11 protein-coding genes and 1 pseudogene are annotated in these 12,105 nt (G+C 67.6%); 9 read left to right on the top strand and 3 right to left on the bottom strand.

Going from position 1 to position 12,105, the window contains the following annotated elements:
* Window positions 1–15: 15 nt before the first annotated feature.
* A complete protein-coding gene (locus tag O5O46_RS26440; protein ID WP_269858090.1) occupies window positions 16–516 on the bottom strand; it encodes a peptidylprolyl isomerase in 501 nt (166 codons plus the stop codon).
* Window positions 517–741: 225 nt separating this feature from the next.
* Here O5O46_RS26440 and O5O46_RS26445 point away from each other — a divergent pair.
* Window positions 742–942, top strand: a pseudogene (locus O5O46_RS26445) (transposase); the annotation flags it as partial.
* Between the two features lie 37 nt (window positions 943–979).
* On the opposite strand, the gene O5O46_RS26450 reads toward O5O46_RS26445, so the two are convergent.
* Both O5O46_RS26450 and O5O46_RS26460 read right to left on the bottom strand, forming a co-directional pair.
* Window positions 980–2,188, bottom strand: a complete 1,209-nt coding sequence (locus O5O46_RS26450) for an FAD-dependent oxidoreductase (RefSeq protein ID WP_269858091.1) — start codon at window positions 2,186–2,188, stop codon at window positions 980–982.
* A 666-nt stretch (window positions 2,189–2,854) separates the two neighbouring features.
* On the bottom strand, window positions 2,855–3,433 hold the full coding sequence (locus O5O46_RS26460) for a TetR/AcrR family transcriptional regulator (protein ID WP_269858092.1): 579 nt from the start codon (window positions 3,431–3,433) through the stop codon (window positions 2,855–2,857).
* A gap of 183 nt (window positions 3,434–3,616) precedes the next feature.
* Between O5O46_RS26460 and O5O46_RS26465 the strand changes: the two genes are divergently transcribed.
* The 8 genes from O5O46_RS26465 to O5O46_RS26500 all read left to right on the top strand — a co-directional run bounded on the left by O5O46_RS26465 (window position 3,617) and on the right by O5O46_RS26500 (window position 12,093).
* Window positions 3,617–4,774: a serine hydrolase domain-containing protein gene (locus tag O5O46_RS26465; RefSeq protein WP_269858093.1), complete on the top strand. Its 1,158-nt coding sequence runs from the start codon at window positions 3,617–3,619 to the stop codon at window positions 4,772–4,774.
* 760 nt (window positions 4,775–5,534) lie between these two features.
* Window positions 5,535–5,699: a hypothetical protein gene (locus O5O46_RS26470; RefSeq protein WP_269858094.1), complete on the top strand. Its 165-nt coding sequence runs from the start codon at window positions 5,535–5,537 to the stop codon at window positions 5,697–5,699.
* A gap of 205 nt (window positions 5,700–5,904) precedes the next feature.
* Entirely contained in the window at window positions 5,905–6,897 is a 993-nt protein-coding gene (locus O5O46_RS26475) for a thymidylate synthase (protein WP_269858095.1), read from the top strand.
* Between the two features lie 281 nt (window positions 6,898–7,178).
* Window positions 7,179–8,774, top strand: coding sequence for a B12-binding domain-containing radical SAM protein (locus O5O46_RS26480; protein ID WP_269858096.1), 1,596 nt, complete (start codon window positions 7,179–7,181; stop codon window positions 8,772–8,774).
* Window positions 8,775–8,809: 35 nt separating this feature from the next.
* A complete protein-coding gene (locus tag O5O46_RS26485) occupies window positions 8,810–9,490 on the top strand; it encodes a hypothetical protein (protein WP_269858097.1) in 681 nt (226 codons plus the stop codon).
* 5 nt (window positions 9,491–9,495) lie between these two features.
* Entirely contained in the window at window positions 9,496–10,311 is an 816-nt protein-coding gene (locus tag O5O46_RS26490) for an HAD family hydrolase (protein WP_269858098.1), read from the top strand.
* Window positions 10,312–10,343: 32 nt separating this feature from the next.
* Window positions 10,344–10,847, top strand: a complete 504-nt coding sequence (locus O5O46_RS26495) for a hypothetical protein (RefSeq protein ID WP_269858099.1) — start codon at window positions 10,344–10,346, stop codon at window positions 10,845–10,847.
* Between the two features lie 64 nt (window positions 10,848–10,911).
* Entirely contained in the window at window positions 10,912–12,093 is a 1,182-nt protein-coding gene (locus tag O5O46_RS26500) for a peptidogalycan biosysnthesis protein (RefSeq protein WP_269858100.1), read from the top strand.
* The last annotated feature ends 12 nt before the right edge of the window (window positions 12,094–12,105 follow it).

The raw sequence follows: 12,105 nt of genomic DNA on the forward strand, positions 1-12,105 counted from the left end.
ACCTGGCTGGATCCCTTACAGCGTGCCCGACTCCTTGATGGCGATCTTGGCGCTGGTGGCGCCGTTGCGGGAGCCGAGGGACTCGATCTTCTTGACGATGTCCATGCCCTCGACGACCTCGCCGAAGACGACGTGCTTGCCGTCCAGCCAGTCGGTGACGATGGTCGTGATGAAGAACTGCGATCCGTTGGTGTTGCGGCCCGCGTTGGCCATGCTGAGCAGGCCCGGACGGTCGTGCTTCAGCTCGAAGTTCTCGTCCTCGAACTTCTCGCCGTAGATGCTCTTGCCACCGGTGCCGTTGTGGTTGGTGAAGTCACCGCCCTGGAGCATGAAGTCCGGGATGACGCGGTGGAACGTCGAGCCCTGGTAGCCGTAGCCGTTCTCGCCCGTGGCCAGCTCGCGGAAGTTCCGCGCGGTCTTCGGCACGACGTCGTCGTACAGCTTGAACACCATCCGGCCCAGCGGCTCGTCGTTCACGGTCACATCGAAGTAGACGTTGGCTCCGGTCTCGGCCATGCCTGCGCTCCTTCATTTGGATATCGGAAAATCTTCGAGCTGGGAGCTTAACGTCCTGACGTGCGCATTTCGTGACGGGGTTCAGGGTGTCGGCGCGGTGGCGGCGTGGGCCGATGCCCTGGTGCAGAACGAGAGGGCCCTCATCACGCTCGACGCCGCTGATCCATCCCTCGCCGGATGGGGACCTGGGCCCCGGTCGCCCCGCCATGCGCACGACCCAGACGCATGGGGCGCCCCTTTCACGCTCGTCATTCCCCCCGGGCCTCAGCGGCCCCGCTCCCCGCGAGGTACCGAGGCCCTGGGCTGCGACACCTCGGCGCCGACGGCGGCGTCCTGATCATTGACGCCACCGGTTTCGCGAGGAAGGGCACCGTCTCCGCCGGAGTCCAGCGCCAGTACTCCGGCACCGTCGGGCGCACCGAGAACTGACAGATCGGCGTTCTCGCGGTCGACTGCCGATGTCCTATGCATGATCGGCTCGGGCTTGACGGCGGCGGTATTCGGCTGCCCTGGCCATGTAGTTCCTGTGCTCCTGGGCGTGGTCCGGGGGAAGGTGCGGGGCGTCTGGGGACGTGGTGGCGAAGAACCCCCGGAGTGCGTTGTTGGAACCGGTGGCGAGTTCGCCGGACCGGGGGAACATCGTTGCTTCGTAGCGTGTGATGGCTTTGTCGATGGCGTCCTCCTTGGCGATGGCCTGCGCGAGTTCGGCGGCGTCGAGGAGGGCCAGGTTGGTGCCGTGTCCGCCGAAGGGCGCCATCAGGTGGGCGGCGTCGCCAATGAGGGTGACGCCGGGGAGGTGGCTCCAGGTCAGGGGGGCGGGCAGGGCCCAGAAGGAGCGGGGTACGTAGTCGCTGTCGTTGTCGGTGAGCAGCGGACGCATGGTCGGTGACCAGCCGCCGAACTCCCGCAGGAGGAAGGCGCGGACGGTGGCACGGTCGGCGAGGTCCAGGCCGGCTTCGGTGTGCCATTCGGCTTCGGCGCGGAAGGCGATGTAGCCGCGGACCATGTTGTTGCTGTTGCGCTGGACGATTATCGCGCGGCCGTCGTTGTCGTTGGTGAACATGTGGCCGTCACCGACGAGCGCGGCGATCTCGGGGTGGCGGTTGTCGACATCGTCGAAGCGGACGTCGAGGAAGCAGACCCCGAGGTACTGCGGCACCGCGTCGGTGAGCAGGGGACGGACCTTCGACCACGCTCCGTCGGCCCCGATGACCAAGTCGGTTTGCACGCGGGTGCCGTTGGCGAACTCCAGGTGGTGTGTCCCGTCACCGGCCGGGACGGCCTGGAGCAGTTTGTGTCCCCAGCGGACGGTGCCGGGCTTGAGGTGTTCGAAGAGCATGGTGCGCAGTTGGCCGCGGTCGATCTCGGGGGCTGCCGTGTCGCCCTCGGCCGGGATGTATTCGGCCAGGAGGGTGCCGTGGTGGTCCCGGCGGGTCTTTGCCTGGCCTTCGAGGCGGGCCAGCGCCATGAAGGCGTCCATCAGGCCGGCGTCCTCCAGGGCGATCTGGCCGGCGTCGGCGTGCAGGTCCAGTGTGCCTCCCGGGTCTCGGGAGTCTACGGCGGCGTCGGCGTCGTAGACGGTTGGCTCGATGCCGTGCTGTTGCAGGATGCGGGCGCACATCAGTCCGGCGGGTCCGCCGCCGATGATCGCGATGCGGGGTGTGGTGGTCACGGGTGGAATCCCTCTTCTGTAGGGAGTGGTCGTCCGCCGCGGTGGTGCCGGTGCACGCTGTCGTCCTGCGGCCTCGCTGCGCGGCCGTCGGGATGGGAACGTGCCGTGAGGTGTGGCGGATTGGTGAGGGACGCGGTGCTCGGGTGATGGCAGGCGGCAGCCGTCGCCGCCCGGCGGAACATCCTCCGGTCGACCTCGGTCGGGCGGCCGGACACCAACACCATAAGTGGAGTCGATTAAAAAGCGCAATCGGTAAACTTAGGGATCGGATGCACTAGCGTAGTGATGTGACCGAGAGGGGGCGCTGAACGCAAGAAGGCCGCGACCCGCCAGGCGTTGGCGGACGCGGTGCTGGGGCTGCTCCTGGCGCGCGACTACGACGCGGTCGGCGTGCCGGACACCGGAACGCCGACGGGGACCGTGCGGAAGGAAGGCAAGCGGGCTCTCGACGAGTTGCAGCGGCGGCTACGCAGCGCGCCGGGCCGGGACGACCCCGAAAACACCACGCCCACAAGCTCGTTGACATCCCGCATGCCAAGTCGCGATGCCAGTCACGCCTCGTCACCAGCGAAAGTCAGGCAGAGCCCAGTTCATGACGCTCCCGTACCGAGATGCAGCCTGACCAGCGTGGATGCACTTCCGGCATCCACGGGGTCGGGGTGCTTGTCATCTTTGGGTGCCTGGTTCTCGCGCTGGTAGGCCTCGGAGGAGGGTGTCGAGGAACAGCTCGAAGCGAGGGGCGCCGTGGCCGAGGTCGAGGGGGTTTTCTTGGGCGGCGAGCCAGCTCACGACGGAGGTGATGAAGATGTACCAGCTCTGCTCGGCCAGGTCGGGCCGGACTCCGGCGTTCGAGAAGGCGGTGATGACCTCCTGCCGGAGTCGCCCGAAGGAATGGGAGGTGTGGCGGTGTGGTCGTGAGGTGCGGGTGGCGTAGCCGGGCACGGCGAGGAACTGGTCGTGCATCGCCCAGGCGACGGCCGCCAGCCAGGGCCGCCAGCTACGGCCGCGGGGGCCGCCGGGGGGAAGGATGCGCTCAATCATGACCTCGCTGATGAGGTCGAACACCTGGTCGCGGTTCTTGACCCAGCGATAGAGGGCGCCGTGGGTGACCCCCAGGCGGGCAGCCAGGTCCCGCATGGTCAGCGTGTCGAGGTTGCCGACGGAGAGTGCGGCGTCCACGATCCGCTCGCGGCTGATCTGCGCGGGACGCCCCGGACGCTGCCGGGCTGGAGTGGAATCAGCCATGGTCAGGACCATACAAGAACAACCAGCGACAGGCGCTCGCAGCGAGGATTCCTCAACAGAAGAGGGCCACCAGGAGTTAGTAACCGTTGGCCAAAAACATTTGTGTCCACTGGTCACAAACGGTGCTAGGCTCGCACCGCGTCCGGTTCAAGCTGGACATCACGACAGCCTTGGGAGGTAGCGATGGCGGAAGGCAGCGCGGTTCAGGGCACTGCGGCTGGGGGGTTCGAGTCGGTACGGGACGAGTTCGCCGCGGTCGCTGCCGCCGAGGGCGGCGACTATGCCGCGCAGGTGGTGGGATATCGGCACGGCGAGCTGGTCGTGGACCTGTGGACCGGCCCCGAGATGACCGGTGATTCACTGCTCGGTGCGTACTCCGCGAGCAAGGGTGCCGCGCACCTGGTCGTCGCGGCGCTTGTGCAGGACGGTGTGCTGGACCTTGAGCAGAAGGTCAGCCACTACTGGCCGGAGTTCGCCGTTGAAGGCAAGCGGGACATCACCCTGCGCGAGTTGCTGGCGCACCAGGCCGGCCTGGTCGGTGCGGATGGTGGGTTCACCCTTGAGGAACTCGCCGATGACCGGATCGTGGCGGAGCGTCTGGGCGCGCAGCGCCCGTACTGGCGGCCGGGTAGCGCGTTCGGCTACCACGCGCTGGTCATAGCGGCGCTGAGCGGTGAGGTGGTGCGCCGCGTCACGGGTCGCAGCATTCAGAGGCACTTCGCCGAGCGCGTACGTGACGCGTTCGCGGTGGACTTCCATCTCGGGCTGCCGGAAGACCAGGAATCCCGTTTCCTCAGCGCGCAGCCGATGCTGGCGACCCCCGAGCGGCTCGCCGCGTTGGCGGCGGGCACGACCGCCGCCAACAGCCTGCCCGGTATCGCCTTCAACCGGAATCATCCGCAGGGCCCGCAGGTGTGGGAGTTGCCGAACTTCCAGGCGGTCCGGACCAATGGCCCGGCCTCGTTTGGCGGTGTGGCCTCGGCGCGCGGCCTGGCCCGGATGTATGCGGCCTCGATCAGTTCGGTGAACGGTGCGGCGCCGCTGCTGAAGCCGAACACCGCCGCGGCGTTCGGACAGATCCAGTCCATCGGTTACGACGTGGTTCAGCGTGCGCAGAAGGCGTTCGCGATCGGCTTTCACGCCACGTCCGAGTACTACCCGGTGCTGGGCCAGGGCGCGTTCGGGCACAGCGGCGCGGGCGGCCAGCAGGCCTTCGCCGATCCGCGTAATGGTCTGGCGTACGGCTACACCCGTCGGCGGACCCCCTTCCCTGCCGCTGCCGCCCCGGAGAACGACCGCCTGATCCGCGCTCTGTACACCGCAGCCGACGCACTCCACTAGCCGGGCGCCGTCGATCCCCCACATCGGTCGCGAACCGCTCCATCTCTTCGGCCGAGACGGGACCGCGGAACTCGCGCAAGTCGCGTGAAACTCACGGGCGTCACACCGCGCGCCGCGCGTTCGCGAAAACTGAAGGCGCTTCGGGATGAACCCACGAGTCGGCAACCCTGATAAGGGGCGGTCGGCCCGTCGGTTCGCGTCAAGCCGCCGGTCCCTCACTCGCGGCCACGCCACGCCGCACGGCGCCTCGCGGACCCAGCCGAGCGCTCGGCCCCCGCCGCTCTCGGTGCCGGGGTCTACCTCGCCTTCCGACGTGAGATGGAACGCTCCTTCGCCACCACCCGATCCGTCGAGGAACATCCCGCGCGGCTCGGCACTCCCCTCGACCCCTGCGATCGTCGATCCGGGTGGGGTCGCCCAACTGGACACACGCCGACGCGACCGGCTCGGCCGCACCCTCCACGAGCATCGACATCCGGCTTGACCAGCGTGGACTTACATTCCGGCACCCTCCACCGTCACGTCAGCCGTCACCGACCACACCAAGGCCGACGGTCGGCCGACGGCCCTGCGTTTAATCAACACCGAAGTGGAGCCTGCCCGCAATAGGGGTTGGATAGGGGGCCAACAAGGGGTTGGCCTACCGGCAACAGGCGTGAAACATGTGCGGGGCACCGACGTCAAACTTGCGGGTATGCAAAAGGAGTTGACGATGCATCATTCACCCTTGGCTGGAATGGCCATGGGTGCACACTTGGCGATGGCACCGACAGGGACCGCCACCGCTGCGGTCGCTACCGCCCCGACCACGGTCACCACCGACCAGCGCTTCCACTACGGCGGCTCCAACCGCGCTGGCCGGGCGTACGGTTCGCGTGGAGCCTGTAACGGCATTCCGTTCGGCAAGGACGCGAACCAGGACTGACGCCCCAACGGGCAGCATTTTCCCTTTCGGTAGCTCCAGGGAATGGTCTGCGTTCCGAACCTGCCCAACGCACTGGGCTGATCCGAAGGTCCGAGCGAGCAGATGAGTCGGAGCCAAGGCGTTCTGTCCGCTTCGCCGTGCGGCCGCGCAACGGCGAAGCTCCGCGAAATCGCCCTGTCCACACAACGCGTCACGGAAGGTTACGATGACCAACTGCCAATCCTTTGCCGACGCTTACACGATCGGCCTGCGCGACATTCTCACCGAAGGGCGGGAGGTTCCCTCGGTGCGTGATCCGCTCTCCAAAGCCTCTGACTTCGGCCGCAACGACCGGCCGTACCGGGAGCTGATCGCCTACCAGAGAGGAATTCAGGATCCGACCTCCTGTCTGGCGGTAAGTCCGCATCTACCGATCAACCTCTCCTACTGTTTCGGGCTGCTTGCCTGGTCCCTCGACGGCCGCAACGACGTCGGCACTCCGGCGTACTACCGCCGCGGCGCGCACGAGTACTCCGACGACCAGCACACTCTGAGCGGTGCCTTCGGGCACCGGCTGCTGACCGCCAACGGCAACCAGTTGGAGGAAGTGGTCGGCCGCATCGAGCGGGACCCGGCGCACCGCCGGGCGTTCGCTCTGGTGTTGGAACCTGAGGACAACTTCCGCCAGTCACGCGAATACCCCTGTGCCGTGGGTGTCCACCTGTTCCTCCGGGACGGCGCACTGACCTGGCTCACCGTGATGCGGGCGCAGCAGGCGCTGACCGTGCTGCCTTACGATGCGTTCCTTTTCATGGGGATGCAGCAATACGCGGCATCGCTGCTGAACGTGCCCTGCGGTCCCTACATCCACCAGTCGGGCACCTTCCACTTCTACGAGAACGAGGCCGGCCTGGCCAACAAGATCGTCGAGGAGCCCGCCCTGGCGGCCAGCCTGCCCGCGTTCCCCGGTACCACGGACGGTGCCCGGGAGACCGCACGCGAACTCATCGACTTCGAACTCCGACTGCGGCAAGCCGCGGAGGCGGGCGATGTCTCCGTGGTCGACGCCATCGCCCAGCGCAAGGCGAACACCGACTTCGCCGACGTGGCTCGTGCCTGCCTGGCCACTCATGCCTATCGAAAGCTCGGCGACACGACGACCCTCGTGACCAGCCCGGCATCGAGTGACCGGGTCGCGGACCTGATCGCTGCGATCTGATCGTGCGCGAAGAACGGGATCCGCAGGTGAGGATGACGGTTCGCACTCCCCTGGAGCCCCATTGCGCTGACCGGCGGAGCGCACAGCAGGGTCTCACGGAGCGCGTCACACGACGACGGCAACTGTTCGAGTCGGCCACAGGACAGCCTGTTTACCACTACCCGGTCATGGCGGCCTTGGTACCGGTTGCCACGAGCAGAGGCGGGGAGATCGCCTACCCGGGTGACCCGATGTGCCTCTACTCCGCTCTCACGCTCACCATACGGCGGTCGGTCGCACGGATGCAGTCGGGATTACCGGATCAGCCTTCACCCGACGACGTCTATCCGGACTGGGGGCGCTATCCGGGCGATGAGTACCGCCGCGCGGCGAACGGCCCGCGGGACTCGCTGATCGCCGAGAACCCGACGACGGACGGCCACATCTTCGATCCTCGCGTCTGGGACGACGTGGCACGCGACCGGCTGGTCGCGGAACTGCGGGCGCTCCAGCCCAAGGTCGTTCTGCTCAGCGCGGTGTCGGCGGCCCACCGGTACGCACTTGAGATGGCCGAGCTGGCCAAGGCCCACGTCCCCCACTGTGTCGTGGTCATTGGCGGCAGACACGCTGACGAAACGATTCGCTACAACCGCACCCTGGGGACCGCCGAGCTGTCGTGGAGTAGCACCGTCGAGGTCATCCGTGACGGCCGTGCCCGTCAGGTTGTCGACTTCGTGGTCGCCGGCGACGGGGCACCACTGCTCGACCTGCTGCTGCAAGCGGTCTCACTGGTCGCGACGCCCGGCTTCGGTCCCACCCGGGCCGAAGAGGTGCTCGACGCCATGAGTTTGTTGGCGTCCGCCGACGAGGATCTGGCCGGATCCGGCACCGTGGTGGCCCTCTGCCCGGACGAGACGCTCGTGCAGCCGGTGCTGGGGCGCCGCCTCACCTCGACGGAACTGCCCTCTCCCTACGAGGCGTTCTCCATCCGCGCCCGATTCGGCATCTTCACCCAGGCCAACAGCTCAGTGCTCGGCAGTCGAACGGCGCACATGATGACCCTGGACGCCTGCCCGTTCAAATGCACCTTCTGTTCGGAGAGCATCCAGGTCTCCAACCGGCCCACCCGCTTCGCGGTCAGTGAGACCCAACACGCCGCCGCCCGAATCCAGCAACTGATCCACTGGGGTGCGGAGGCCGCCTTCTTCGACGACCCCGTCTTCTGGGGCGGGAACTGGAAGGCGATCACTGATTTCTGCCATGACCTGATGGATCTGTGTGCCGGGCAACCCGCAGATGTCCCCTTCGAGTGGGGCGCGCAACTCACTGTGGACGTCGTCCTCAACCGAGCAAAGTCCGCGGAGGTCAGCGCCGGGCTGGACCTGATGCGCCGCAGCGGCTGCACGTACATCTACATCGGTATCGAGAGCATGGCCCAACGCGTGATGAACAACGTGGGCAAGAACCTGCTGCGCCGCAACCCGGAGGCGTGGGTGAGCAAGGTGCGCGAGGCGCTCACCACGATCAGGAGCCATGGCATCCGGGTCGGCAGCTCGGTGCTCTTCGGGCTGGACGGCGAGGATCGGGAGACGATCAAGGAGACGATCGAGGAGATCGGCCGACTGATAGACGACGAACTACTCATCATGGCAAGCCCCAACATCCTCACCTACCACCCGGGCACCGCCATAACCGCCGCACACGGGCAGGACCGGCTGGACTACCACTCGCGTAAGGACAACCGGCCGCCCTTCACCTACTTCGAGGAGGCATACCCCGAGGTGGTCTCCAAACTGCTGACGGAGGACGACATCTGGTACATCCACGAGGCAGCGGCCAAGAGGTGGGGCAGCGTCCGCAACAGCGCGGCCGAAGCCCTGACCGGAGTGGTGTCATGAATCACGCCATGGAGAACAGGCCCGAGGGAGGGCAGATGCTCGACGTCGATCACAAGAGCTACTGGGGAAACTACTACTCCTACTTCCCCGCGCTGTCGCGGTACATCCCGCTGGGAGAGTACGCCCGTCGGGTCCGGCCGCGGGCCTGCGTACTGGGCATCTCCGACGGCAAGTTCGCCCTGCCCCTCCTCCGCGCCGGATGGGAGGTCGTCGGCGTCGAGACCGACCAACTCTTCCTCAACGGTGGCGAGTTGGACCTCGTCGACGGCCACCACGACATCGTGGGCCTGTACGACCGCATCGCCGCCGAAGGCTTCGAGGACCGGTGCAAGGTGGTGGAGCAGGACTACATGACCCTGCCCGCCGAGGCGGACTTCCAACTGGTGATGGGCAGCGGCCTGTGGTCGATGCCGCCCAACCGTCAACACACGCTCCGCGAACTCGTCCACCATGCGATGAACATGGTCGCACCAGGCGGAATCTTCTTCGGCGAGTATCTCATCGCCCTCAACGACGATGAGAGGCAGTGCGGTTACTACCCGGACACCGCGGGCATGCAGGAGATCGTCACCCGCCCGGGCTGGGAACTCTTCGAGAACGCCGACCTCGGTATCCGCGGGGAGAGCCATCTCGGGTACGAGCAATGGCACTACCACCGGTACGCGGCAGCCATCGTCCACCGTATGCCGCTGCCCAGCGCGCCCACGCCCAAGTGACGTCCATGGCCGACACGCATCACAGCGGCTGTCCCCGTGCACGCGGGGGCAGCCGCCCGGCTGTTGTGGTCACCGATCTCGACTACACCCTGCTGCGGTCGGACGGAACGGTGAGTGAGCGTGCTGTCGCCGTGCTGCGCGAAGCGGCGGCGGACGGCGCCCGGATCGTCTTCGCGACCGCCCGTCCTGCCTGGTCGGCTCGCACACTCCTGGCCGCCGCCTCCGGCATGAACGCCGCGCTGGTGTCGTCCAACGGCGCGGTCGTCAGCGAGTTGGACAGCGGCCGGGTGCTGCGTACCCGTGCGATGGCTCCCTCCACCGCGCGTGCCGCGATCGCGAGGCTCGGCTGGGACACGTGGGCCGCCGATCGGGAGAACGATCGACTGCTCGGCCCCGGTTGGCCGGACGTCCTGGCCAGTGGTGCGGCGACGGCCGAACGTGTCGCCACGCTGCCAGACGGGGCCGCCATCCTGTGCGTGATGGTGCACGGCGGCACCGACGTTCCCCCGGAGGCGCTCGGCAGGAGGGGCGATGTGGTGTGGACGTCGTCCAGCCCGGGGCTGCTGGAGATCTCCGCGCCGGAGGCGGACAAGGTGTGCGCGGTCCAGTGGATTCTCGACGACGCCGGTATCGGATGGGGTGAGGTGGTGGCGTTCGGTGACGCACCGAACGACGCGGGGCTGCTCGCGGCCGCGGGGCTCGGAGTCGCGGTGGCCAACGCGTGTCCGCAGATCCTCGCGCTCGCGGACGCGGTGACCCGGCACCATGACGACGAGGGAGTGGCCAAGTGGCTGGAAGGGGAATGCCTGTGCCCGGCGTAGGGGACGTAGCGCGCCCGCGCAAGGTGTGGATCGTGGGGGGTCCGGGCTGCGGCAAGTCGACACTTGCCAACGCCCTCGCCGAGTCGGCCGGTGTGCGACCGGTCGCCTTGGACGCGCTCTACTGGGGGCCCGGCTGGACTCCGGTGCCCACGGAGGAGTTCGTCGGCCTGCTGGGGAAGGAACTGGACGCGGAACAGTGGATCGTCGACGGCCAGTATCCGGATGCGATCACAGCCTTCGCCGATCGGGCGGACTGCCTGGTCTGGGTCGACCCGCCGTTCGCCGTGGCCTGGTCCCGACTGCTGCGGCGCACGCTGCGTCGCTGGATACGCCGGGAGCGGCTTTGGGGCGGCACACGCGAGACCCTGTGGAGTGTGATCGGGCCCCGTTCGATTCTCTGGTACGCGCTCAAGGTCCGCGCGTCCCAACGGCAGGCGAACCAAGAGCTGTTCGACCAGTTGGCGGACAGCGGAGTCCTGCTCCTCCATGCCCGGGGCAACGATGTACGGTCGCTGGTCGGACGGATCACGCGTTGACCCGGCTCCTCGGCCCTTCGCCGCCTTTCTCGATCGATCTCCGCTATCTCCACAGGAGTTGCCCATGCACGTTTCCTCCTACGACTCCTTCAGTCGGCTACCGGCGGCTGACTGGGACGCACTGACGACAGGCGCCACCATTTACTCGACCAGCGGCTTCCTGGGAGTGCGCGAAGAGGAGTTGCCGCAAGGGGCCAGCGGTCACCACCTGTTGGCACGTGATGGGAGCGGCAGGCCTGTGGCGGGCCTTGAGACGTACGCTTTCCCACGTCCGCCGCACCTGCTCTACACCCCTGCCGACATGCTGGCCGGATTGGTCGACGAGGAACGGCATGCCCGCCTCGCCGCCCGGCCGTTGGCCATTGCCGCGGGCTGGTCGGAGTTCCGCGGCCAGTTGCCGGGACGTGACGGGGTCACACCGCCGGAGCGCGCGTCGGCAGTCGACGCCTTGACCGCTGAGGCGTTCCGGTTCGCCGCCGAGGCCGGTGCGAGCGTGCTGGCGTACTACTACCTTCCGCGCGAGGAGGCGCTGGAGGTGGCCAGAGCCCATGCCGACGCCGGTGCGGTACTCCTCTACCACGATGTGGAGACCGTGCTGCCGGTCGGGCTGTGGCGGGACCTGGACGAGTATCTGGCGTGGCTGCCGTCCGGGCGGCGGCCGAGGGCCCGGCGTGAGGCCAGGGCGTTCCGGGACAGCGGGCGTACCATCCGCGAAGTGCGGTTGCCCGAGGTGGTCGGGGAGATCGCCCCGCTGAACAGTGCGTTGATGCACAAGCACGGGCATGACTACGACGAGAAGCGTGCCGCGACCGTCTACGACCGCCAGGGCCGTTATCTCGGCGGATGCAGCACGCTCCTGCTGGACGAGGACGCCGGACGGCCCGTCGGCTTCGCCCTGCGCTACCGCCAGCGCGACATGCTCTACGCGCGGGTCGCCGGCTTCGACTACTCGGTGCCGAACGTGGCGGACTACTTCAACCTGGTCTTCTACCACCCCATCGCGCAAGGCACCGGGTGCACCGACCGTGCGATCCACCTCGGACTCGGCACCTTTCAGGCCAAGTTGGCGCGCGGTGCCCAACCTCATCCGCTCTACAGCGTGTTCGTGGGGGTCGACAGGCCGCTGGACGCGGATGAGACCAGGGTTCGCGAGCGCAATCGCGCCGGCACGGCGGCGTTTGGCGCTGAGTACGGCCAGTTCGTGGTCGGCGGGCTGAACACCGACGACTGGCTGCTGGATTCCTAAGTCGATGAACGC

This window comes from Streptomyces sp. RPT161 (assembly GCF_027533845.1).
In the GTDB taxonomy this organism is placed as follows: Bacteria; Actinomycetota; Actinomycetes; order Streptomycetales; family Streptomycetaceae; genus Streptantibioticus_A; species Streptantibioticus_A silvisoli_A.

Excerpts from the sequence above, each read along its gene's own strand:
- O5O46_RS26490 (WP_269858098.1), top strand. The coding sequence starts at position 9,496 with ATGGCCGACACGCATCACAGCGGCTGTCCCCGTGCACGCGGGGGCAGC.
- O5O46_RS26460 (WP_269858092.1), bottom strand. The coding sequence starts at position 3,433 with ATGGCTGATTCCACTCCAGCCCGGCAGCGTCCGGGGCGTCCCGCGCAG.
- O5O46_RS26500 (WP_269858100.1), top strand. The coding sequence starts at position 10,912 with ATGCACGTTTCCTCCTACGACTCCTTCAGTCGGCTACCGGCGGCTGAC.
- O5O46_RS26475 (WP_269858095.1), top strand. The coding sequence starts at position 5,905 with ATGACCAACTGCCAATCCTTTGCCGACGCTTACACGATCGGCCTGCGC.
- O5O46_RS26470 (WP_269858094.1), top strand. The coding sequence starts at position 5,535 with ATGGCACCGACAGGGACCGCCACCGCTGCGGTCGCTACCGCCCCGACC.
- O5O46_RS26440 (WP_269858090.1), bottom strand. The coding sequence starts at position 516 with ATGGCCGAGACCGGAGCCAACGTCTACTTCGATGTGACCGTGAACGAC.
- O5O46_RS26465 (WP_269858093.1), top strand. The coding sequence starts at position 3,617 with ATGGCGGAAGGCAGCGCGGTTCAGGGCACTGCGGCTGGGGGGTTCGAG.
- O5O46_RS26485 (WP_269858097.1), top strand. The coding sequence starts at position 8,810 with ATGCTCGACGTCGATCACAAGAGCTACTGGGGAAACTACTACTCCTAC.
- O5O46_RS26480 (WP_269858096.1), top strand. The coding sequence starts at position 7,179 with ATGCAGTCGGGATTACCGGATCAGCCTTCACCCGACGACGTCTATCCG.